20 protein-coding genes are annotated in these 22,539 nt (G+C 68.4%); 3 read left to right on the top strand and 17 right to left on the bottom strand.

Annotated features, from left to right (window positions below):
* From ACOJSN_RS13555 to ACOJSN_RS13540, 4 genes are all read right to left on the bottom strand, one after another.
* A partial coding sequence (locus ACOJSN_RS13555; protein ID WP_420113033.1) for a carbohydrate ABC transporter permease occupies positions 1-692 on the bottom strand: 692 nt, incomplete at its 3' end.
* Between the two features lie 51 nt (positions 693-743).
* Positions 744-1,973: an extracellular solute-binding protein gene (locus ACOJSN_RS13550; RefSeq protein WP_420113032.1), complete on the bottom strand. Its 1,230-nt coding sequence runs from the start codon at positions 1,971-1,973 to the stop codon at positions 744-746.
* 73 nt (positions 1,974-2,046) lie between these two features.
* On the bottom strand, positions 2,047-3,549 hold the full coding sequence (locus ACOJSN_RS13545) for an alpha-N-arabinofuranosidase (RefSeq protein ID WP_420113031.1): 1,503 nt from the start codon (positions 3,547-3,549) through the stop codon (positions 2,047-2,049).
* A 113-nt stretch (positions 3,550-3,662) separates the two neighbouring features.
* Positions 3,663-4,508 (bottom strand): hypothetical protein, encoded by an 846-nt coding sequence (locus ACOJSN_RS13540; protein WP_420113030.1) that lies wholly within the window; start codon positions 4,506-4,508, stop codon positions 3,663-3,665.
* 141 nt (positions 4,509-4,649) lie between these two features.
* Between ACOJSN_RS13540 and ACOJSN_RS13535 the strand changes: the two genes are divergently transcribed.
* Complete coding sequence (locus ACOJSN_RS13535; RefSeq protein WP_420113029.1) at positions 4,650-5,642, top strand: LacI family DNA-binding transcriptional regulator; 993 nt, start codon at positions 4,650-4,652, stop codon at positions 5,640-5,642.
* Here ACOJSN_RS13535 and ACOJSN_RS13530 read toward each other — a convergent pair.
* The 9 genes from ACOJSN_RS13530 to ACOJSN_RS13490 all read right to left on the bottom strand — a co-directional run bounded on the left by ACOJSN_RS13530 (position 5,639) and on the right by ACOJSN_RS13490 (position 16,937).
* Positions 5,639-6,670: an NAD(P)-dependent oxidoreductase gene (locus ACOJSN_RS13530; protein ID WP_420113028.1), complete on the bottom strand. Its 1,032-nt coding sequence runs from the start codon at positions 6,668-6,670 to the stop codon at positions 5,639-5,641. The two genes, ACOJSN_RS13535 and ACOJSN_RS13530, sit on opposite strands and share 4 nt — an antisense overlap.
* Positions 6,670-8,187, bottom strand: a complete 1,518-nt coding sequence (locus ACOJSN_RS13525; RefSeq protein ID WP_420113027.1) for an FGGY-family carbohydrate kinase — start codon at positions 8,185-8,187, stop codon at positions 6,670-6,672. Before ACOJSN_RS13525 ends, ACOJSN_RS13530 begins: the two co-directional genes overlap by 1 nt.
* Positions 8,184-9,149, bottom strand: a complete 966-nt coding sequence (locus ACOJSN_RS13520) for an aldo/keto reductase (protein ID WP_420113026.1) — start codon at positions 9,147-9,149, stop codon at positions 8,184-8,186. Before ACOJSN_RS13520 ends, ACOJSN_RS13525 begins: the two co-directional genes overlap by 4 nt.
* Positions 9,146-10,585, bottom strand: a complete 1,440-nt coding sequence (locus tag ACOJSN_RS13515; RefSeq protein WP_420113025.1) for an aldehyde dehydrogenase family protein — start codon at positions 10,583-10,585, stop codon at positions 9,146-9,148. The genes ACOJSN_RS13520 and ACOJSN_RS13515 overlap by 4 nt, the downstream gene beginning before the upstream one ends.
* Before the next feature lie 146 nt (positions 10,586-10,731).
* Positions 10,732-11,610 (bottom strand): carbohydrate ABC transporter permease, encoded by an 879-nt coding sequence (locus ACOJSN_RS13510; protein WP_420113024.1) that lies wholly within the window; start codon positions 11,608-11,610, stop codon positions 10,732-10,734.
* On the bottom strand, positions 11,603-12,547 hold the full coding sequence (locus ACOJSN_RS13505) for a carbohydrate ABC transporter permease (RefSeq protein ID WP_420113023.1): 945 nt from the start codon (positions 12,545-12,547) through the stop codon (positions 11,603-11,605). Before ACOJSN_RS13505 ends, ACOJSN_RS13510 begins: the two co-directional genes overlap by 8 nt.
* A gap of 64 nt (positions 12,548-12,611) precedes the next feature.
* Entirely contained in the window at positions 12,612-13,973 is a 1,362-nt protein-coding gene (locus ACOJSN_RS13500; RefSeq protein WP_420113022.1) for an ABC transporter substrate-binding protein, read from the bottom strand.
* Positions 13,974-14,077: 104 nt separating this feature from the next.
* A complete protein-coding gene (locus tag ACOJSN_RS13495) occupies positions 14,078-15,583 on the bottom strand; it encodes an alpha-N-arabinofuranosidase (RefSeq protein WP_420113021.1) in 1,506 nt (501 codons plus the stop codon).
* 16 nt (positions 15,584-15,599) lie between these two features.
* Positions 15,600-16,937 (bottom strand): homoserine dehydrogenase, encoded by a 1,338-nt coding sequence (locus ACOJSN_RS13490; RefSeq protein ID WP_420113020.1) that lies wholly within the window; start codon positions 16,935-16,937, stop codon positions 15,600-15,602.
* Between the two features lie 110 nt (positions 16,938-17,047).
* Here ACOJSN_RS13490 and otnK point away from each other — a divergent pair, with 110 nt between their 5' ends.
* Both otnK and ACOJSN_RS13480 read left to right on the top strand, forming a co-directional pair.
* Positions 17,048-18,292: a 3-oxo-tetronate kinase gene (otnK, locus tag ACOJSN_RS13485; RefSeq protein ID WP_420113019.1), complete on the top strand. Its 1,245-nt coding sequence runs from the start codon at positions 17,048-17,050 to the stop codon at positions 18,290-18,292.
* On the top strand, positions 18,289-18,966 hold the full coding sequence (locus ACOJSN_RS13480; protein WP_420113018.1) for a class II aldolase/adducin family protein: 678 nt from the start codon (positions 18,289-18,291) through the stop codon (positions 18,964-18,966). The genes otnK and ACOJSN_RS13480 overlap by 4 nt, the downstream gene beginning before the upstream one ends.
* A gap of 99 nt (positions 18,967-19,065) precedes the next feature.
* Here the strand turns inward: ACOJSN_RS13480 and ACOJSN_RS13475 are convergent, their stop codons facing one another.
* The 4 genes from ACOJSN_RS13475 to ACOJSN_RS13460 all read right to left on the bottom strand — a co-directional run.
* Positions 19,066-19,857, bottom strand: a complete 792-nt coding sequence (locus ACOJSN_RS13475; protein ID WP_420113017.1) for a DeoR/GlpR family DNA-binding transcription regulator — start codon at positions 19,855-19,857, stop codon at positions 19,066-19,068.
* Between the two features lie 145 nt (positions 19,858-20,002).
* Positions 20,003-20,782, bottom strand: a complete 780-nt coding sequence (locus tag ACOJSN_RS13470) for a hypothetical protein (RefSeq protein ID WP_420113016.1) — start codon at positions 20,780-20,782, stop codon at positions 20,003-20,005.
* Positions 20,779-21,393, bottom strand: a complete 615-nt coding sequence (locus ACOJSN_RS13465) for a DUF6318 family protein (protein WP_420113015.1) — start codon at positions 21,391-21,393, stop codon at positions 20,779-20,781. The genes ACOJSN_RS13470 and ACOJSN_RS13465 overlap by 4 nt, the downstream gene beginning before the upstream one ends.
* Positions 21,394-21,761: 368 nt before the next feature.
* Positions 21,762-22,539 (bottom strand): GNAT family N-acetyltransferase (locus ACOJSN_RS13460; protein ID WP_420113014.1); only part of this gene is annotated, 778 nt, incomplete at its 5' end.

The following is a 22,539-nucleotide window of genomic DNA, read 5'->3' as shown; positions in this document are numbered from 1 at the left end:
AGCAGCGTGGTCCGTCGCAGCAGCGGCAACGTGATGCGCCAGGTTTGCTGCCACCCGGTGGCACCGTCGACCGTGGCGGCGTCGTACAACTCGGTGGGGATCTCCTGCAGGCCCGCCGTGTACAGCACGAACGTGAAGCCGAGCGAACCCCAGATGGAGGCGATCGCGATCGAGATCATCGCCCAGTCCGGGTCACTGAGCCAGGCCGGTGAGGACCCGAACACGGACTCGGTCACGCTGGTCAGCAGTCCGAGCGCCGGCGAGTACACCCACGTCCACACCAGCGCCAGCACCGACACCGGCATCACGTAGGGCGCGAAGAACGCCACGCGCGGGAACCAGCGCCAGCGCCGCATTCGGTTGGTCAGCACCGCGAGGATCAGTGCCAGGACCACGGCGGGCGGAGTCGTCAGCACGAGGAACCACAGGGTGTTGCGCACCGAGCCCCAGAACTGCGGGTTCTCCAGCACCTCCCGGTAGTTGCCCCAGCCGACCCATTCGCCGAGTCCGCCGCCCATCAATCCCGAGTCGGTGAAGGACAGCCAGACGCCGTAGGCGGCGGGGACGCCCACGAACGCCAGGTAGAGCACGAGGAACGGCGCCAGCAGCAGCAGTCCTCGCACAGTGTTGGCGCGTGCGGTCTTGCGCGCGGCAGGGCGCCGCAGCCTCGCAGCGCTCGTAGTGGTGGTCATGACGTCTCCTCGACGTCGTCGTCGAACGGGTTCACGAAGGTCTCCGGACGACTACTTGGGGGGCTCTGTCGCTGCGAGCTCGCGCAGGCCGGCGAACGCCTGGTCGTAGGCGTCCTCCACGCTGATGTGGCCTTGGGTGCAGGCCGCAAGCGGCTGGCCGATCACGGTCTGCAGATTGCCGCCCGAGCCCGCGTACCAGGCCTGCGGGTCGTAGAGCGTGCCATCGGCGGGCAGGTTCTCGTAGTGCGGCACGATGCTCTGCGTCTCGGGTGAGTCCTGCACCGGCAACCACGTCGACAGGTGCCCACCCTCCACCCACGTCGCCGAGCGCTCGAGCATGCCGCTGATGAAGTGCAGGGCCGAGGCAATGCGATCAGGGTTCTCGTCGTAGGTGGGGATGACGAAGCTGTGGGTGCCGTCCCACGCCACGTGGCTGTCGTAGACCTTCGGCCAGCTGTGGATCCCGAAGTCGACCCCGGCGTCGACGAACGTCGGCCGCTCCCAACCACCCGACAGGAAGAACGCGAAGCGGTTGTTGACGAAGTTCGCGATGGCGCCGCCGCCGTCGATCGTGCGAACCAAGAGCTCCTTCTCGTGGGTCAGTGAGCGCATCCACGACACGACCTCCATGAAGACGTCCTTGGTCAGCACGGCGGTGCGTCCGTCGTCACGCACCATCTCGCCGCCGGCCTGGGTGTGAAGGCTGTAGAAGACGCGGTAGTGCCCAGCCGCGTCACCCATGAAGCCCGACGACGGCTCGCCCATCACCTCTTTGGCGGCGGCCAGCATGTCCTCGAAGCCCTGGGTGCCGACCGGCTCCGCGAGAGTGCCGTCCGGCGCAAGCAGGCCCGCCTCCTGTGCGATCGGCTTGTTGTAGTACACCGCCAACGGGTGGTAGTCGAGCGGGATGGCCCAGAGCTGGCCGTTGCGGTGCGACGCCTCCCACGCGCGAGGGAAGAACTTGTCTTCCGTGATTCCCCACTCAGCGAGTTCCGCGACGTCGAACGGCCGCAGCAGTCCGGTGTCCACCGGGGTGACGAGTCGGTCGACGTGGCAGGACGCCACCAGCGGGGGCTGTCGCGACAGGGTCCCGAGCGCCAGCTTGGTGTAGAACGGGTTGCCCCAGGTCAAGGTCGTGGAACGAAGCGGGATGTCCGGGTAGGTCGCCTGGTAGTCGGCGACCATCTCCGTCATGCGAGCGCCGTCGCCACCGCCGAAGAAGTTCCAGAAGGTCACGAGGTCGGCGGGGAGCCCCGTCCCGGCCACCGCCGCTCGCTGCATCGGCGAGCACCCCGCGATTGCCGCGGCTGCAGCTACCCCGGCCGCACCGAGGAGGCCGCGTCGCGTCAGCTGCCTAGTCACGATGTGCCCCGATCGGTGCGTCGATCTGCACATACGAGCAGGCTCCGACCGTGAGCTCCAGCGCGTTCCCGGAGCCGTCGAGCGCAGATTCCTGGACCCCGACGACGTCCGGCGCGTCCCACTCGTTCGTCGCCAAAGGATGCGGCCCGGAGATGGTGCGGACCGTGACGTTGCCGGCGAGCGCGGTATCGGCGAGCACGAGCGAGATCCGATGCTCTGACTCGGGATCCCGGTTGATCACACTCACGACGAGCCGGGTGCCGTCCGCGGACCTGGTGGCGGCCACGTCGAGCACGGGGAACGGTCCGAGGTCGCTGACCGTGTGCTTCCACCGATCGTTGTGCTCCACGGTGTGCGCGTAGCTGGGGCACTCGACGTAGGTATCGACGGCGAGATCTTGCGTGTGAGCCGCGGCGATCGCGAACGGGTGGTAGATCGCCTGCTTGAGGACGCCGTCGGGCCCGGTCACGATCGGGGCGAGGACGTTCACCACCTGCGCGAGGTTCGCCATCTTCACGACGTCGGAACGCCGCACGAAGATGTTGAGGTAGGTGGCCACGGCCAGCGCGTCGGAGAGCGTGTGACGCTCCTGCACCAACTCCCCGCGACGCCGATCGTTGCGGGTGGCGAACCAGGTGTTCCACTCGTCGTAGGTGATGTGGACGGGATGTTCGACGCCCTGCCGGTACCGCGCCCCCGCGATCAGCGCGCCCGCATAGTCCAGTGCGCGATCCACCTGGTGCACCTGCAGCACGTTGCTCCAGTGATCGTCCGAGCCGGTGTAGATGTGCATCGAGTACCAGTCGACGTATTTGACGAGCGCCTCGATCACCACGGCGTCCCAGTCCGCCTGCAGTCCGTCCCGGCCACAGGCGACCAGCTGGATCGTCGGGTCCACACGCTTGAGCGCCAGGGCCCAGCGCTTGGCTTTCGCCGCGTACTCCTGTGCGGTCAGATGGCCGATCTGGAAGTCGCCCCACATCTCATTGCCCAGACCCCAGTACGTGACGCCGTACGGCTCCTCGCGGCCGTGCTGGCGGCGGAGGTTGGCCCAGTGGGTGTCCTCGGTGCCGTTGCAGTACTCGAGCCAGGCCATCGCCTCGTCGAGGGTGCCCGTGCCCATGTTGAAGCAGAGGTACGGCTCGGTGCCGAGGTCGGCGCAGTAGGTCATGAACTCGTCGGTGCCGAACTGGTTGCGCTCGACGGCGCCCCAGGCCGGGTCCCAGCGACTGGGGCGCGCCTCACGTGGGCCGACGCCGTCCACCCAGTGGTAGGCGCTCACGAAGTTGCCGCCCGGCCAGCGCAGCACCGGCATCGACAGCCCGGCGATCGCGTCACGGGTGTCGGTGCGGACGCCGGACTCGTCGGCGAAGGGCGATCCGGGCTCGTAGACGCCGCCGTCGATGGCGCGCCCCTCGTTCTCGATGAATCCGCCGAAGATTCGGCGGTCCACCTGCCCGATGACGCGGTCCGTGGTGACGGTGATCTGTGCCAACTCTCTTCCTCCATTGGTCGAGTGCAGGTCGTGCCAACGTTTGTACCAACGTTTGCACAAGTATCTGCACCAAGGGTTTCGGTGTCAAGACCCGACTGATCGGGCCGCGCTTCTCAGTTGCCGGCGGCTCGGCCGGCGTTGAGCCGTTCGGTCATCGCGCACACGCGAGCCACGGCGTCGGTGCGCAACGCCTCGGCGGGGTCGGCACTCCGGGCTGCCGCGGTCCAGACCGCGCGGCCCGCGAGGAACCCGGAAGCGCCACCACGAGCGGATGCCTCGACCGCATCGGGGAACAGATCGGGCTCGACGCCGTTGGACAAGATCACCCACGGGCTACGGCTGGCGTCGGTCACCTGCCGGGCGAGCGCGGTCACCGAGGCCGGGTCGGCGGCATCGCCGGGCACCTCCGCCTTGTAGAGGTCGGGGCCAACCTGGGTCAGCTCGGCGGCAGCCTCGATGATGGCGGCGTCACGGTCGCTGCGATCACGCCAGCCGTCTGCACCGGGGCGCACGATGCCTTCGAGTACCGCCGGCACGCCGCACTCGGCCGCGAGCGCTACGAAAGAGGCGGCGAGATCGCGACGCTGCTGCGCGTCGTCGTCTCGGCTCCAGAGCTGAAGGAACTTGAGGGCCGAGGCGCCGACATCGGCGACGAGCGCCGGGGTCACCTGCCGGTCCAGCGTGCTGGCCGCGACCGGCTGCCCGGGAGCCTGCTCGAAGTGGTCCGCCGCCAGGATCAATGGCACGGAGTCGATCCACGGCGGCCGACCGTCGACCCCGTAGAGCCGATCGAGCAGGATCGCCGAGACATGCGGCGCCAGCGTCTGGGCCGCACGGCGCTTGAACTCCCGCAGATCGGCATCGGACGAGGTGGCCAACAGGTCACGCATGGACTCTCGCTGATCGAGCGCGAGCATGGCGAAGCCACCTCGCGGCAGGGACAGAACATCGACGGTCACTCGATTACCTCCATCACGCAAACGTTTGTATGGAGCCTAGCGTGAACAACGTCCGAGCACCAGACCAGGAGCGCAACAATGGGGGCCATGGCTCGCACCGACCCGTCTCCGCAAGCGCCACCCCGCCGACGAGTGACCTTGATGGATGTCGCGAAGGTCGCAGGGGTCGACCTGTCCACGGTGTCGCGCCTGCTGCGCGACGATCGGGCTGCCAGCTACCGACCTGAGACCCGTGCACGGGTGATCGCGGCCGCCGAGGAACTCGGGTACCGCGTCAACGCGCAGGCCCGCGCGCTGCGGCTCGGCCGGCAGGACAGCATCGCCATGCTGGTCCCGGATCTGGACAACTTCGGCTTCACGGCCGTTCTCCGTGGGGTTCAGGAGGCATGCGAGGAAGCGGGCGTCACGCTCCTGATCTCCGAGATCGGCTCCTCAGCACCCGAGCGCATCGATCGGCTCGCGGCGCTCGCCGGGCGCGTCGACGGCGTCCTGGTGGCCCACGCCGAGAGCAGCGACACCGCGCTGCAGGCGTGGCTCGATGACATCAGGCTTCCGAGTGTGTTCGTGCAGCGCGGCATTCCCGGCGCCTCGGCCTCGGTCCTCTTCGACGAGGAGAACAATGCCGCCGCGATGGTCGATCACCTGGTCGGGCTGGGACACCGGGACATCGCCCATGTCAGCGGTGCCCTCTCCACCGACACGGCCCAGCGTCGCAAGGTGGGGTTCGACGCCGCGCTGGCGGCTCACGGGCTGTCGCTCGGGCGCGGGCGTCGCGCCGACGGCGGCTGGAGCATCGAGGGCGGTCACGCCGCGGCTGCGACGTTGATCTCGGGCCGCCGGCGCCCCACGGCGCTCGCCGTGGACTCGCTGGTGCAGGCGATCGGCGCCCTCAGCGCCCTGCACGAGAAGGGCCTCTCGATCCCCGACGACGTCAGCGTCATCGCGATCGACGAGCACCCGCTCGCGGCCCACACCACCCCGCCACTCACGACCGTCTACCTCGACCAGCGCGAGCTCGGCCGCCAAGCAGCCACGGCATTGCTGGACTGGGTGGACGACACGCCGGCGCATGATGTGATCGTCGCGAGCCCGAGCGACATCATCGATCGCGGGTCGACGGCGGCGCTCGCCTAGGGTTCTTCGCCTTCGTCACCAGAGATCTGCTCGTCCAGGAGGCGCGCGAGGTTCCTCGCCACGAGGTGCGGGGCGCGCGAGCGCGATTCGACCGTGGCGCCCGCGAGATGTGGCGAGAGCACGACACCGCGGATGCTGCGCAGCGGGTGATCCGCCGGAAGCGGCTCGACCGAGAACACGTCGAGCCCGGCGCCGCTGATGCCACCGCTCTGCAGTTCACGCACCAGCGCAGGCTCGTCGACCAGGTCGGCGCGAGCGGTGTTGACGAGGATCGACTCGCTGCCCATGGCGGCGAGTTGTGCGGCGCCGATCAAGCCCCGGGTCTGCGGGGTGGTGCGGGCGTGCAGCGAGACCACGTCCGCCGTCGCCACGAGATCATCGAGCGGCACCAGGGACGCGCCAGACAACTGGGCGGGGTCGAGGTACGGGTCGGCAACGACCACCTCGAGATCGAAGCCGGCCAGCCGACGCTGCACGAACCGCCCGACGGCGCCGTACCCGACGAGTCCCAGTCGCCGCCCAGCGAGTTCACGAAGACCCAGCGGCAGCGGCTGTGGCCGCCACTGACCGTCGCGAACCTGGCGGTGTCCCTCCCCCACGTCACGTAGCGTCGCAAGCATCAGGGCGACGGTCATCTCCGCGACGGCGTTGGCGTTGCGACCCGCGTTGGCCGCGAATGCGATGCCACGCTGCGCCAGCGCCTCCTGGTCGATGTTCTCGGTCCCAGCGCGCATCGTTGCCACGGCGCGCAGGCGGGGCCAACGGTCGAGAAGGTCGCGGGCGAGTGGGAAGAACTGGGTGATGATCGCGACCACGCGACCGTCGTCGGCGTCGCTGTCCAGCGTGACGTCGACGGCGGCGGGCCCCTCTGCCTCGATCGTCCGGTTCATCGAGATCGCCTCGGGCAACGACGCCACCCACGAGGCGACGCGAACCTCGAACCGCGACCCGAGCACGTCGCGGGCCGGGGCTGCCAACTGCTCGGCGGGCATCAACGGGTCGGCGATGACGAGCTCGATGTCGTTCATCAGATCTCCAGTCCTTGGCGGATCGGGGGCACCAAAGGTGTTCGGGGTGGCGCCGGCCGTGCGACTGCCGCTGCGGCCAGCGCCTCTCGGTAGCGGTTGAGGTTGCGGCGAAGCCGAGAGTTGCTGGCACGTGGCTCGATGCGCTGTGCCGGGGCTCGGAAGGGTTCCGCGGCGGAGGCCAGGTCGGGGTAGTGACCGGAGACCACGACCGCTGTCGCCGCAGCCCCCCGCGCGCCGGCGTCGTCGCCGGGGGCGCACGTGACGTCCTCTTCGAGTGCGTCGGCCAGTAGCTGGTTCCAACGGGTATCTCGCGTGAGGCCGCCCGCGAGATGCACCGAGCCGGCGCTGACAACCTCGCGGATGATCGCGACGTCGTGGCAGTGGTTGAACGCCACGCACTCGACGACGCCGCGGAGCATCTCCTCGCGACCGTGCCAGCTGTGCAGGTCGAGAAAGGAGCCATGCCCGGGCTGGTCGCCGGTCCCGCCGAACACGAACGGGACGAAGAGCGGCGGGTCGTGCGCGGGTTCGTGTCCGAACGCCACGTCGAGCGCGTCACGAGCGCTGCCTCCCTCGCCCAGCAGCGCCTGAGCCGCCCACGCCACGCTGGCGCCAGATCCACGGGCGGTGCGGCGCACGGTCCAGGTACCGGGGAACGGGCCGGGGCGTGTATTGAGCAGTGGCGCCCGCACGGGATGCTCCACCAGCACCACATTGACGCCGAAGGTGCCCGCGATCACGCACAGCTGGCCGGGTGCGGCTCCCACGGATCCGAGCACGGTCGCTGCGACGTCGTGGAGCCCGGTACTCACCGGGAGGCCTGGCTGCAGCCCCAGCTCCGTGGCAGCGGCGGGGAGCAGATGGCCGGCCACCGCTGTCGGCTCGAGCGCGGGCGGCAGCAGGTGCGCGAGGTGTCCCAGGCCGGTGACCTCGAGCGCTGCAGCCGAGTACGCGTGGTCGTCGAGGTCGGCGAACGATCCGCCGGCGTCGGTCCTGTCCGTGGCGACTTCGCCGGTCATCCGCAGCCTCAGCCAGTCCTTGGCGGCCAACACCCAGCGGGCTCGAACGAGCCGGTCGGGATCGTGGTCGTCGAGCCAGCGCAGCAGCGGCGCCTGTGACCCCGGAAACGGCACCTGGCCGGTGATCTCGCGGAGCGCCGCGAGCGTTCCATCGTCATCCCAGCGCTCGATCACGCCGCCGGCGCGGGTGTCCTGCGACAGCAAGGCTGGCCCGACCGGCTCACCCTGCGCATCGACGAGATGGACACCATCGCCGTGCCCGGCCAACCCGATCGCCACGACGGCCTCCGGCTTGGTGCCGGAGTCGTGGAGCAGTCGGCTGACACCACGCACGACCGCGGCCCAGTGAGCGAGAGGGTGGCGCTCGACGGAGCCGGGCCAGGGATGGCTGACGGGCGTCGGCTCGGCAGCGGCGGCCAGCAAGGTTCCATCGACGTCGTGCAATGTCACCTTGACGGTGCTGCTGCCGCTGTCGATGCCGATGACGTGATCGGTCATGTGGTGGGCAAGGGCGCGCCGGCAGCGGCGATCGTCGCATACTCGGCGTCGGTGAGGCGCAGGGTGCGGGCATCGATCCAGTCGGCGAGCTGCTGGGGCCGACGCGCTCCGACGATCGCCGAGGTGAGGCCCTGGAAACCAAGCGTCCATGCGACGGCGACGGCCGCCGTCGTCGTGCTTCGTGAGTGCGCAACCTGAGCCATCGCCTCGGCGATGCGGAGGTTCGTCTCGAGCTGATCGGTGAACAGCGGGCTGCGGCGCCGCCAGTCGTCCTCGGCGAGGCCCGCCACGCGCTCAGCCGTGAAGGCGCCGGTCAGGAGTCCGGATCCCATAGGGCTGTAACCGACCACACCGACGCCGTGGTCCCGCGCCCAGGGCAGCACCTCGTGTGCGGCTTGTGGCACGACGGCGGAGAACTGCGGCTGCACGACGTCGACCGCGCCGAGATTCTGCGCCATCTGAAGGCTGGCGACGTCGTGGTTGGAGAGCCCGATCGCGCGGACCTTGCCGGAATCCTTCAACTCCAGCATCGTGGCCCAGTACTCCTCGACGGGCTCTACCGTGGCGGGCCAGTGGATGAAGTAGATGTCGATGACGTCGACGTCGAGGCGCTGCAGCGAGTCCTCGACCTGGCCGCGAAGGGCGGCGGCATCGGCGACACGTCGCGATGGTGCCCGCCGGTCGGTCGGGTTCCAGACCATGCCACCCTTCGTGGCAACGATCGGGCGATCGCCTTCTGGGATACCGCGCATCGCCTCGGCCACCACCTCCTCGGCGTGGCCGAAGCCGTAGACGGCGGCGGTGTCGATCCAGTCGATGCCGGCCTCGACAGCGGCTCGGATGGTCGCGACCGACTCGCGGTCGTCCTGCGCTCCCCAGGCCGACACCCAGTCGCCGCCTCCCATCGCCCACGTTCCTAGACCGATCGTGCCGATCTCGATCCCGGATGTCCCCAGCGTCATCGCTTCTCCTCCCATGCGCCGCCCGGACTGAGCAGCACGAGCTTCATCTCGACCATCTCGGCGATCGTGTACCGGACACCTTCGCGGCCCTGACCGGAGTCGCCGACACCGCCGTAGGGCATGTGGTCGGCACGGAACGACGGCGGCATGTTGACCAGCACCGTGCCGCTGCGGACCTGCTCGGCGAACCTCATGGCCGCCCTGAGATCCCGTGTGTAGATCGAGGTGTTGAGTCCGAACCGGCTGTCGTTGATCCGCTCGATGGCTTCGTCCGTGCCGCTGACCCGGGCTGCCGAGATCACCGGCCCGAAGACCTCCTCGGACATCAGTTTGTCGTCGGGCTGGGCGCCGAGCATGAGCGTCGGGGTCACGAGCGAGCCCGTCCGCTCGCCGCCGGCAAGGACGGTCGCTCCTCGGGCTTGCGCCTCGTGGATCCACGACTCGACCCGTAGAGCGGCGGGCTGGGTGATGAGCGGGCCGACCACCACGGTGGGATCGGCTGGGTCGCCTGCCGGCAGTGCGGTGACGTCGCTGGCCAGCCCCTCGAGGAACTCGTCGGCGATGGCGTCGTCGAGGTAGAGCCGCTGCAGCGAGATGCATGCCTGCCCGGCGTAGCCGAAACCTGCCGCCACAGCATCTCGACGGGCCAGGTCGAGGTCCGCCTCGCGACTCACATACATCGCGGACGTGGAGCCGAGCTCGAGGATGTGCGCCTTGCGTGGCGAGCGAGCCTTCAGATCCCACCCCACAGCCGCGGATCCGGTGAACGTGAGGACCGCGACCCGGTCATCGGCCAGCCAGCTGTCCACGATCGGCTCGGGCGGTCCATGCACGATCTCCAGCCAGCCATCGGGGAGCCCGGCCTCGGCGAGCAGCTCGGCGATGCGGAGCGAGCTCAATGGCGCCTTCTCTGACGGTTTCAGCACCACCGGGCAGCCGGCAGCGAGCGCGGGGGCCACCTTGTGCATGACCAGGTTGACCGGGAAGTTGAAGGGCGTGATGGCGGCGACCCCGCCGCGCGGCTCCGGAACAGTCACGGCAAGCACTCCAGCACCAGCCGCTGTCGCTTCCAGCGGGACCCGCTCACCCGGGAGCCTGCGGGCTTCCTCACTCGCGTAGCGCGTGGTCGTGATCGCCCGCGCAACCTCGGTGGCGGCGGCTGCGGCGGGCTTGCCCACCTCCCGCCGGATCAGGACCGCGAGTTCCTCCGCTGCCTGCTCCATCAGCTCCGCCGTCCGCGCGAGGACCCGCGAGCGCACGTCCGCTGGAAGGCTGCGTGCGAAAGCCGCGTGAGCGCGGTCGACCGCCTCAGCCGCCTCAGCTGCGCCACCGACTCGGGCGGTCCCGATGACGTCGCCGGTCAGGAGGTCGCGACGCTTGTCGAGGCCGCCGTGCGCGGGCTCCGGTGGTACGGGTGCCGTTGTCGAGTGATTCACGCAAACGTTTGTACCAGATGCATGGACGTCATGGGAAGCGCAGGGCGAGGACTCGCTACCTTGCTGCCCCGCCCATGGGCCACTCGCCAGGCGGTTCTAGAGGGTTCTCCGATGGGCGCCCGGCGCCGGTGCTACGTGAGCCAGTGCTACTTGACCGCACCCAGGGCGAGCCCGCTCTGCCACTGTCGTTGCATCGCGAGAAAGGCAGCGATCAGCGGCACGACGGCAAGCAGAGACCCCGTGATCAGCATCGGGTAGAGATCCTGCCCAGCGCTGCCGTCGATGGTCGCCAGCGCACGCCAGTTGTTGAGCCCGACGGTGAGCGGATAGAGCGAGTTGTCGGAGATCATGACCAGCGGCAGGAAGAAGTTGTTCCAGCTCGCCACCAGCGAGAACAGCAGCACCGTCGCGATCGCAGGACGCAACATCGGCAGGGAGATGCCGGCGAATATCCGGAGCTCACCAGCGCCGTCGATGCGAGCCGACTCCATGACCTCGTTCGGCACGGAGTCCTGCCCGTAGATCCGGATCAAGTAGACACCGAGCGGGTTCAGCATTCCGGGGATGATGACCGCCCACACGGTGTTCACCAGCCCGATGCTCGACATGATCATGTACGTGGGAAGCACCAGCACGGTGTTCGGGATCATCACGGCGCCCAACAGCACGGAGAACGCGATCTTCTTGCCACGGAAGCGGTACTTCGCGAATGCGTAGCCCGCCGCGGTGGCGAGCGCGGTCGCCCCCAACGCCGACGTCACCGAGTACAGCACCGTGTTGCCGATCCAGGTGAAGAAGATGCCGCCCTGGTAGCTGAAGGTCCGCTGCAGGTTCTCGAAGAGGGCGAACGAATCAGTGAACCACAGAGAATGGCTGGTGAACATCTCACTGGTGGTCTTGGTGCTCGCGACGACGATCCACCAGAACGGCAGGAAGAAGTAGATGATCGAGACCACGAACGCGGCCGCGACAGCTACCCGCCCCGGGGTCATCGGAACTCGACGGCGGGATACGAGATCAGTCATTGAGCCCACTCCGACGGCGCGTGGCGAACAGGAAGATGTACGAGCCCAGAATGATGACAAGGCCGAGCACGAACGAGATGGTCGCGGAATAGTTGAACTGCCCATACGAGAAGGCTTGGTTATAGGCGTACATGTTGGGCGTGAAGTCGGCTGGGACGGCGTCGGGTCGGGTCGACTGCATCACCTTGGGCTCGGAGAAGATCTGCAGCGTGGCGATGATCGTGAAGATCGTGGACAGCACGACAGCGGGTGCCACGAGGGGCAGCTTGATCCGCATCGCCAGCGACCAGCCGCCGGCTCCGTCGAGGCGCGCGGCCTCGTAGATCTCCCTCGGCAGCCCCTGCAGTGCCGAGTAGATAATGATCATGTTGTAGCCGGTCATCTGCCACGTGAGGACGTTGACCAGCGAGTACAGCACCCAACTCTTGCCGAGCAGATCCGGCGCTGCCTCACCCATCAGTTGCGTGAGGATGGCCGCCGGGCCCATCTGCGGGCTGTACAGGAACCCCCACATCAGGACACCGATCACGGCAGGAACGGCGTACGGCATGAAGGCGACGAGGCGAGCCAGGCGCGAGAGCCGACTGGTGACGGCGTCCAGCATCATGGCCAGCACGAGCGCCAGCACCAGCATCAGCGGCGCCTGTAGCACGCCGAACCAGAGCACTCGCTTCAGCCCGGTGATGAACGACTCGTCGCCGAAGACCCGCACGTAGTTCTCGAGGCCCGCCCAGCGCTGGGCACCCGTGATCGACCGCGCGTGCAGACTGAGCCACAGCGCGTAGCCGAGCGGGACGACGAGCAGAGCGACGAACGCCACCGCGAACGGCGCCAGCAGCAGCCAGCCCACGCGGCCGCGTCGGGCCTCCTGGCCCCGCAACGAGCCTGATCGGGCACGGACGGGCGCCACCTGCGTCTCCGCGGCGGTCTGGCTCATGGTGACTCTTCCTGATCGTGGCCGGCGCCCTCAGGAGTGGAGGGCGCCGGCCTCGTGCGTGGGCTCAGCCCTCGGTGACGGTCATCCCGACGGACTCGGCGTAGTCGACGAGGATCTGCTGGATCGACGCCGCCGCTTCGTCCATCGTCTGCTCACCGGCGACTGCCGAGGCGACCTGCTCGTTGATCGTCGACTTGGCGAACGAGTCAAACGGGGTGAACTCGAGTGGGCTAACGGCCTGGGCTGCGGGGACGAAGATCTCGTTGACCGGCTGGCCGCCGAAGAATTCGTACGGTCGCTCCAGGAAATCGGGCGCCTCCGCGACGGGGTTGAACACAGGGAACAGGAAGGCCTTGTCGATGCCGACTTCCCACGGCTCCTCGGAGCCGAAGATCTCGATCGCGACCTGGGCGGCGGCTTCCGGGGACTGACTCTGGCTCGTGACGGCGAAGGTCGAGCCACCGTGGTTGCCCTGCAGGTTGTCGCCGGCGGTCCACTGCGGCATCGGCGCGACCGCCCAGCTTCCCGACGTCTCCGCCGCGATGTTGCCGAGGTAGCCAGGGCGCCACGCCGCCTCGATCGTCGTCAGGTACGTCCCGGCAGCGATCCCGCTGTCCCACTCGGTCGAGTGGTACGGGGCGTCGTCGATCAGCCCGTCGGCGATCATGTCTCCCCAGTAGTTCAGCACCTGGCGGGTGATCTCGTTGTCGAAGTCGATGACGACCTCCTCGGGTGCGGAGAAGTCGTAGCCGTAGGGCGCGCCACCTGCTTGTTGGATCAGCCCGACGAGGTTGGAGGCGTTGCCGACCTGGAAGTCCGACAGGTAGAGGTCGGGGTTAGCCTCCTGGAGTGCCTCCGCGTTGGCGCGGTACTCCTCCCACGTGGTCGCAGGTTCCAGCCCGTGCTCCTCGTAGAGATCGGCGCGGTAGATCATCCCGATCGGTCCGGCGTCGACGGGGATCGCGTACACGGCGTCGCCTTGCGAGACCTGGTCCCAGACCCAGTCCGGGTAGGAGTCGGCCACCTCGGTAGCGCCGTGCGGTCCGATGTCGAGCAGTCCGTCCATCACCATGAAACTCGGCATCTCGCTGAGCTCCATCTGGATGAGGTCAGGGGCGCCCGAACCGGACTCCAAGGCGGTCCGGAGCTTTGCGTAGGCGTCCTCACCCACGCCGGCGTTGACCAGGTCGACCTGGATGTCGTCGTGGTTGGCGTTGAACACGTCCACGACCTCCTGGAACTCCGGGTACCAGGCCCAGACCGTCACGGTGGTGATGCCATCAGCGTCGACGTTGCCGCCGCCACTCTCGCCACCACCGCCACCGCCACCACCGGGGCCGGAGCATGCGGCACCGAGGCCGAGCGCAGCGACGGCCGCTGCAGCGACCATGAGCCTCTGGCCGCGCCGTGCGGACTGGATAGCCATGTGAATCCTCCTTGAGACAGCTGACCTCGGCGCGGGCGTCGCGCCGATGGACCGACGTTATCAGATGTTCACATCTGGTTACAGATCAGAACGTCACAGTGTGATCACATGTTCGGCTCGAGGCGGACCATGCTCCATGACAGGGGCGGCAAGCCCACGGCCTCACCGTCCCAACGACGGGTCGCCTCGGTGATGCCGACGCTCGGATCGTCGACGGCGTTGGTCGCCTCAGCGCCCGGGCCTGACAGCACCGCGTGCGTCAGCATGGCCCCTGGGCCGAGCCGAGCGAACCCGCGGACATCCAGCTCGAGCGGGATCGTGCGCTCGAGATCACGATTGACGACGAAGAACGTGACCGCCCCGGATGCCTCGCGCACAGCCGCCACGTCGAGATCCGCCACGTCCGCGTGCGCCTGCGTGTCGTGGCGCGTCGTGCTGAGCCCCACATGCAAGCTGTCGCCGCGACCGTACCGGCTCGCGTAGGCAAACGGATAGAACGTCGACTGCCGCCATGCCGGCCCACCACCCGGCTCGGTACGGATCGGGGCGATGACGTTGACGAGCTGCGCCAAGCAGGCGATCCGCACCCGATCGCTGCGCCGCAGGATCGAGTTGATGAAGCTGCCCACGACGAGTGCATCGGCGAGCGAGTAGATGTCGCCGATCAGTTCAGGAGCCTGGGGCCAGAGGCCGATCTCGCGGGGCCGGGAGTTGTACCAGACGTTCCACTCGTCGAACGCGAGCGGCATCGGCTTGGCATGCTTGCCGGCGGCACGGGCGTAGTCGACGCTCGCGACGACCGCGTCGATGTAAGCATCGATGTCCAGGCCGGACGCCAGCAGCGAGCGCAGGTCAGGCGCCCGCTCGGGGTCGACGTACATGTGCATCGACAGATAGTCGACGTGCTGGTAGCACTGCTCGAGGACCTGAGCCTCCCAGGTGGCGAACGTCGGCATGATCGGCTTGGACGTGCCGCACGCCACGAGCTCGATGTCCGGGTTGACCCGACGCATCGCGACAGCCGTCTCGGCCGCGAGCCGGCCGTACTCGTAAGCGGTCTTGTGACCGAGCTGCCACGGCCCGTCCATCTCGTTGCCGAGGCACCACACCGGGACGTCGTACGGCTCGGCGACGCCGTGCTCGCGGCGCAGATCCGCCCAGTAGCTGCCATCGCGCAGCGTCGTGTACTCCAGCAAGGCAGTCGCGGCATCGATACCTCGGGTGCCCAGGTTCACGGCCATCATCGGCTCAGCCCCGACTGTCCGGGCGTAACCGAGGAACTCGTTCGTGCCGACGAGGTTCGTCTCGATGCTGCGCCATGCGAGATCTCGACGGCGAGGACGCGCCTCGCGTGGGCCGACGCCGTCCTCCCAGTGGTAGCCGGAGACGAAGTTGCCTCCGGGGTAGCGCAGAATCGTCGGCCCGAGCTCCCGCACGAGGTCGGCCACATCGCCGCGGAAGCCCGCGTCGTCGGCGCTCGGGTGATCAGGGGCGTAGATGCCGTCGTAGACGCACCGGCCCATGTGCTCGACGAAGGATCCGTAGACGCGCGGATCGATGTCTCCGATGACCATGCTCGGATCGACGAGTGCGCGGGAAGGAGCGGACATCTCAGGGCCTTTCATGTCAGGAAGCGGTGTGCTGCTCGGCAAGGAGCTCGAGGACGACGGGGGCGACGCCGTCGACGTCGTCCATCTGGAGCAGATGACCTGGCGCGACATCGCGGCGCAGACGCGCGCCGTCGAGGGCGTAGTACGGAACGGCGCCGGCGACGTCGCCGGTGTGCAGCCAGGGGTGTGTCCCGGCGATCTCGTGATGGTGGCCGGCCACAGCGAAGCGGTGCCCAGATGGCAGCGCCTGCGTGGTGCGGGCGAGCATCGAGACCAGCGGCGCGTCAGGTAGCCGCTCGGGCATGCGGGCATACGCCGCGGCGATCGTCCGCGGGATCTCAAGTCCCATGAGGTGGAACGGCAGTCCGATGCACAGCAGGTCCCGGGTGCGGCTGACAACGTGACCCTTGGCGGCGAGCAGGTCGGCCACCTCGCGGTCGGCGACGCGGACGACCACGAACTCGCCGCCCGCGAAACTCGCCTCGTCGGCTCGGCGCAGCGAGGTGAACACGTCGATCGCACCGCACTGCTGGAGGAGGCCGCCATCCTCGCGAAGGCGCAACGCGTCGGCGAGCTCCACCGTGCGCAGGATCGGGTAGTGCATCTCCGGGGTGTCGATGCGCAGCCCGGTGAGGTTGGCCGCCACTGTCATCTCGCAGTAGTCGGCGGCGGCGCGCAGCTTGAGGCCGGCAGTCGCCGTCTGGCGGGCAGTGACGGCAGCGCGCACGTCGTCGCCGAGCTGCCACTGCTCCACCAGGCCTGTCGCGGGCGCCGTGACATCCAGCAGCGACACGCTCGCGGCGTCGAGGTCCAGGACGAGGTCGTACTCGCTCGACTTGCCGGCGGCGACGATCTCTAGGCCGAGATCTCGCGACCAGCGCACCAGGGCCGCCAGGTTGGCCGGCTGGTCGCCCGCACCGGCGTGAATCACGGCGCCGTGCGCCCGCGCCCGATGGCGCAGAGCGGGGCCGACGGTCGCCTCCGTCTCCTTGCTCACCATCACCACGGAACGGCCGGCCGCGACCGCAGCCAGGGTGACACGGGCGCTGACGGGGACCGAACCCGTTGCCTCGACGAGGACGTCGAAGCTCTGTGGATCGACGAGGTCGACGTCAGCGACGATGGCGATCGCGCCCTCCGCGACGGCGTCGCGCACCTCGGGCGCGCTGGCGCAAATCCGCACCGGGGCTGCGTAGCCGAGGTCGGCGAGCAGCGTGCGGACAGCTCCGGTGTCGAGGTCGCAGAGCACGCTCGGGCGTTGGGTCGGGTGGCGGCTCAACGCGAGCAGCACGGTTCGGCCGAACCCGCCACCGGCTCCCGTCAGTGCAACTCGCACCTCAGACTGCTCGTTCACGAACTTGCTCCGCTCTGGATGCTCCCTGACAGCGGGGACGCCGCCGGACAGAGTCTAACATTTCAGAACACCTGTGTAACATGTGGTCACATGACTTCGGGTGGAGCACAGTGACGCACGTCGGCGCGATCGCCGACGACGTCACGGGCGCCGTCGATCTTGCGTCCAATCTGGTGGCACGCGGCTTCCGCACCCGCTTGGTGGTGGGCGTGCCTGCGGCGCTGACGAAGACCGATGCCGATGCCGTGGTCATCGCGCTGAAATCAAGGACGGCGCCGGTGGCGCAAGCCTTGGCCGACACCCGCGCTGCCCTCGACCTGTTGCACGGGCTCGGCTGCCGCCAGGTGTACGTCAAGTACTGCTCGACGTTCGACTCGACACCCGAGGGCAATATCGGACCGGTGTGCGATCTCGTGGCCGAGCGGGTCGGTGCCGACCGTGCGGTTGTCGTGCCCAGCTTCCCCGCCAATGGCCGCACGGTGTACCAGGGCCACCTGTTCGTGGGCTCCACGCTGCTCGCCGAGAGTGCGATGTCGCACCACCCCTTGACGCCGATGCACGACTCGAGCGTGGTCCGGCTGCTCGCCGCGCAGACATCCTCCCCGGTCGCGCTCGCTGACCTCGCTGTGGTCCATGCGGGGCCGGCGGCGCTGCGCGCCGAGATCGACCGACTCGCTGGCGGCGGGGCGCGCTTCGTGGTCGTCGACGCCACCAGCGACGCGGACCTGGCGACGATCGCCGAGGCCACCAAGGACGATCCGCTTCTCACAGGAGGCTCGGGTCTCGCGCTCGGGATGACCGGTCCGCATCCCGACCATGCCCGGGCTGCGGTCTCCGCCGCCGCGCTCACAGGGCCCCGGGTGGTCCTTGTTGGCAGTGCCTCGGACGCCACGGCGAGGCAGCTTGCTGCGGCGGAAGCGGCCGGCCTGACGTGTCTGCGGATCGACCCGCGGCACGCCGAGGGCGAGGTTCGCGGGGTGGCCGAGCAGGCGCGCGCAGCTTGGCGCGGCCAGCCCGATACTCCGGTCGTCGTCGCGCCGCTGCCCATCGAGGATGTCGCTGAGCGTCGCGAGCATGCCGCCGGGCTTGAGGCCGCCCTGGCAGACCTGGCACGCACACTGGTCGATGACGGCGCGAGGCAACTCGTGGTCGCCGGGGGCGAAACCTCCGGCGCCGTCGTCAGGCGGCTGGGCGCGCATGACCTCCGGGTCGGCGCCTCGCTCGGGCCAGGCCTGGCGTGGACACACGCTGAGGTCGACGTATCCGGCTCCTGGAGGCCGGTGGCGCTGGCACTGAAGTCGGGCAACTTCGGATCCGATTCCCTGTTCATCGACGCCTGGGAGGCGCTGACATGACCGATCCGGCCACCGCCTCCCTCAGCACGAGTGAGCGTGACCTCGTCGAGGAACTCCTCGACGCCGCGCATCACCTGGCCGCGCTGGGACTGAGTCCCGGCTCGTCCGGCAACGTCAGCATCCGCATCGGCAATGATGTGCTGCTCTCTGGTACCGGAACCCGGATGGCTGATCTCGGAGCTGAGGGACTTTCGCGTGTCGACCTGCAGGGGGGCCTGGTTGGCGGTCCCCGGCCGACCAAGGAAGCGCCCCTGCACCTTGCGTTCTACCGCCGCGTTCCAGCGCTGCGGTGCGTGATCCATCTGCACTCACCCAGCGCTGTCGCGGCCTCCTGCCTCCCGCCGTACTCCGAACGCAGCGCCTTGCCACCTATCACGCCGTACTTCGTGATGCGCGTCGGGCAGACGCCGCTGCTGCCGTACGCGCCGCCGGGTGCCCTCGAGCACGGGCACAGCATCGCTGCGCTGACGTTCCCATTCCGCGCTGCGTTGCTGCAGAACCATGGTGCGGTCTGCGCTGGCATCACGGTCGCGGCGGCACGGGACGCGGCGATCGAGCTTGAGGCGACGTCGGAGGTCCTGCTCAAACTGCCCGCTTCGGGCTACCACGCGCTGAGCGAGGAGCAGGCTGCGGCCGTTGCCACACTGCACAGATCGCACTGGGGGGCTGCGTAGTCGGGCTGGAGTCTCCAGCCGTGCTGCCTCTCGCACCCACGTGCCGGGTCGGGCCCGACTGCGCCGGCGAGGTTTACGCCGCTGGACTCGACGCCCTGCTCAGGCGAAGGCGAGGCCGTCAGACGCCTGACGAGCGAGCACTAACTCGGTGCCTCGGTCGCGGATCGCGGAAGCCGCCGAATCCGGAAGCGCGTCATCAGTGAGAATCGTGTCGAGCTCGCCGAGCTCTGCGACGCGGTGTGTAGCGAAGAGCCCGTACTTGATGCTGCCGGCGACCAGGACCGAACGGGCCGCAACGTCGAGTGCCGCACGCTTCACGTCGACCTTGGCCTCGTGGGGGGTCGTGACACCGCGGCTGGCGTCCCAGCTGCTGGAACTGAGGAAGGCGATATCGACGTTGAGTTGCCGCATCGTCCCTGCAGCGAGTCGGCCGACCGACGATCGGTTGCGGTGGTCGAGCAGTCCGCCGGTATGAATCACGTCGATCTGCTCAGCGCCGATCATCTCCGCCAAGGTGCTGAAGTCATTGGTGACGACCGTGAGGTGCTGCCGTGCTAGCAGGTGGGGCACCATCGCCAGCAGGGTGGTGCCCGCATCGAGGTAGACCGTCATGTCGTCGGTCACCAAGTCAGCAGCGGCGCGTGCCATCGCGGACTTGTGCCCGACGTCGACCGTCTCCTTCTCAAGCCGCGCAGGCTCAAGACCGAGGTGGCTCGCCAAGCGCACACCACCGGGCACGGAGTGAACGCGTCCGGATCGCTCAAGGACCTCGATGTCGCGCCGGACCGTCATGTGCGACACTCCGAGCGCGTCGGTGAGCTCGCGGACCGAGAGCACGTTTGTCTCACGAAGCAGTCGCAGGATCTCGTCACGACGTTGGTCCGGGATCACCCGTCACCCCACTCACATAGGCGCCCGGCGACTCTAACACCACATCACATCCAGTCACATCGTCCGAGATCCTTGGACGCGGCGGCGTGCCGTGCCTCGCCAACGGCATGGTGTCACCTGCCGGCGCGAAGGGGTGTGAGTGCGCTCAGTCGTTGGGGACGAGGTGGACGTCCATCGCCACGATCTCCACCGGGGCAGTACTGCTCGTGGTCGTGGCCATGCCTGCGATCGGCAACCACGTCCCACTCCCGCCGATCTGCAACTCCCCCTGCCACGACGTGGTCAACGTGACCGACACCGCATCGACTGCGCTGCTATACACATGTGACACCGTCTGATTCGGATACGGCTGACCCGGATCAGTCGTCGCCAACGGAGCACTGCCATCACCGAAGTCCCACGAATAGTGCACCGGCGTCGCCCGGATCGTCACCGGGACGCCGAGGATCGTCGTATCCAAAACCTGCTGGCCCGGCTCGGTGAACACGATGTAGTCCATGTTCACCAGAGCCCAATCGCCCTCCGGCTGCACCGAGATCACCGGAGCCGCCAATGACAGGGTCTGGAACTCCTGCGACACCAGCGCCACCACCTCCGCCGTGGTCAGCCCGTCCTCATCGTCGGACTCACACAATTCCGTCTCTTCGTTGAGCAGCTCGCCATCCTCGTCAGCACCCTGACGCAGGAAACACACCACACGCGCCGCCTCGTAAGCATCTCGCGTGTCCTGCAACGTCGCCTCCGATGTCGTCGTCGCCGTGTCATCGATGCGGTTGGAGAGATGGCTCGTGCGGGCGACGCCGAAGCCTCCGTCGAGAGCCTCAGCGAAGACGTCCTCGTCGTCAGAGTCGGCAGCGGCGGGCAGTGTCGTGCCCACGAGTAGCACCGCGACAAGCGCGGCGACACGGGCGGATCGGGCGCTCACTCGAGGTTCACCCCGAACACGACAAATCGTCCGTTGACAAACTGCAGCGCGACCACGCCATTGCCGGAAGCCGAGTCCACCTCGTCGATGGATCCGTCTCCACGAGTGATGGTCTGAGGCTCCTGCGTCAGAGAGAACCGCACGAGGTAGTTCGGCTCTTCGTCGGTCGGGTACTCCGCCGTGGCCCCGTGAACATCGAAGACGATTTCGCCGCCCTCCACCCAGCCATCATCTTCATGGATCGCTGTCGCACGCTCGACGGCGCTGGCGCAGAACTGGCATTCTGACGCGCTCATCGCGTCGAACTGACCGGTATCCCCGGTCTGTCGCATGTACGCGTAGAGATCCAGGAAGTACCGCACCGCCCAGATCGCCCCGACGTGGTCATCGACGAGCGCCTCATCCGCAGGCGTGGGTGCCTCGACCTCGGGCTGAGTCGGGACGTCCGTGGGGTCGGCGGTCTCGGTCTCCGTGGGCGTCGCGCTCTCGGATGTCTCGGACGTCTCACTCGTCGGCGGGTCAGTGGGATCCTCGCCACCGTCGCACGCCGACAGCACCAACCCCGCGCTCACCGCGAGCGCTACCAGCGCCACGCCGACTCTGCGATTCACCGGGCCTCCCCCTCACGTCCGTGCCGGAGAACCTACCTGCACTATCTCCACGACACAACGGGGGTTGTGGATAACTCGCTCTCCGGATAGTCAAGCCCAGTGCCGGGGCAGCGTGACTCAGCTGCCATGTCGGCACGCCAGTCACTCCACAGTGGCCATCGGCGTGACAGAGTTGCCGAAATGGCACGCCAGTCACGCCCACACCACACTCCTCTGCCACACGGATCAGTCAGGAGACAACCGAACCCGCCGTCTCACGGGGGCGCGTTGAAGAACCCGCCGTTGCGGTCACTTTCACAACGTCCCAGACAGTCAAACGTTGCAGAGTTGACCATCACGGCCACGTCCGCACGCACCTCACCCCGACCTCAGTACCAATAGCTCAGCACCGGCGCGGTGACCGGCGTGAACGCGAGGTCGAGCCAGCGCGCGGCGTCGACGTCGGTCTCGATCCGACCGGCGGCGAGCAGCGTGGAGGCGGTCACGCCGCCGAGCAGCAGCGAACTGAGCTCGCTGATCCCCAACGACACGGCACGATCCCCGCCCACCCGTGCTGCGTCGTCGACCTTCTCGACCGACGACTCACCCGAGGAATCCACCGAGAGCCGCCATACGCCGTCGGCGAGCCCGAGCGCGTCGGCGACATGGAACGTCACGGACCCCGGGACCCGGAACCGGCGCGCCTCGAGGCACCGCTTCACGTCGAGGATCCGCAGCCAGTGGTGGTCGCGCTCGGTCACCTGAAGCGCGCGCTGGTCGGCGATCATCCAGCGCAGCGGCTCGTCCAGCGAGCGCAGCGAGGTGGTCACGGTGCCGATCAGGTCGTGCTCGAGCACGTAGCGCCAGAGGGCGGCGTAGGCGTCGCGGCCGTCGGCGAGCATGGTCTTCACCTCGAGCGGGGAGCGGGTGAAGTCCCCGTGGTTCTCTGCCACCGTGTACACGAGCACACCGCGCAGGGCGCCCTGGGTGTCGGTGTAGCGGACGCCGCGGACCTTCGGATCAGGCTGGCCCGGCTTGAGCCCGGCCAGTTCCTTCCAGAGCATCGGCCAGCCCTCGATGTCACCGGGGCGGCCGCCGCGGGTGGCGGCGTTGAGGGTGGCGAGGTCGCGCTCGATCTGCTCGCGCTCGATGTGGTCCACCCGGCCC

It is taken from the genome of Pseudactinotalea sp., assembly GCF_048594945.1.
GTDB lineage: Bacteria > Actinomycetota > Actinomycetes > Actinomycetales > Beutenbergiaceae > Pseudactinotalea.
This window is presented reverse-complemented; position numbering and strand designations above follow the sequence as displayed.

Bases quoted from the DNA above. Each gene is read 5' to 3' on its own strand.
- ACOJSN_RS13550 (WP_420113032.1), bottom strand. From the start codon at position 1,973: ATGCAGCGAGCGGCGGTGGCCGGGACGGGGCTCCCCGCCGACCTCGTG.
- ACOJSN_RS13535 (WP_420113029.1), top strand. From the start codon at position 4,650: ATGGATGTCGCGAAGGTCGCAGGGGTCGACCTGTCCACGGTGTCGCGC.
- ACOJSN_RS13530 (WP_420113028.1), bottom strand. From the start codon at position 6,670: ATGAACGACATCGAGCTCGTCATCGCCGACCCGTTGATGCCCGCCGAG.
- ACOJSN_RS13525 (WP_420113027.1), bottom strand. From the start codon at position 8,187: ATGACCGATCACGTCATCGGCATCGACAGCGGCAGCAGCACCGTCAAG.
- ACOJSN_RS13520 (WP_420113026.1), bottom strand. From the start codon at position 9,149: ATGACGCTGGGGACATCCGGGATCGAGATCGGCACGATCGGTCTAGGA.
- ACOJSN_RS13510 (WP_420113024.1), bottom strand. From the start codon at position 11,610: ATGACTGATCTCGTATCCCGCCGTCGAGTTCCGATGACCCCGGGGCGG.
- ACOJSN_RS13505 (WP_420113023.1), bottom strand. From the start codon at position 12,547: ATGAGCCAGACCGCCGCGGAGACGCAGGTGGCGCCCGTCCGTGCCCGA.
- ACOJSN_RS13500 (WP_420113022.1), bottom strand. From the start codon at position 13,973: ATGGCTATCCAGTCCGCACGGCGCGGCCAGAGGCTCATGGTCGCTGCA.
- ACOJSN_RS13495 (WP_420113021.1), bottom strand. From the start codon at position 15,583: ATGTCCGCTCCTTCCCGCGCACTCGTCGATCCGAGCATGGTCATCGGA.
- ACOJSN_RS13480 (WP_420113018.1), top strand. From the start codon at position 18,289: ATGACCGATCCGGCCACCGCCTCCCTCAGCACGAGTGAGCGTGACCTC.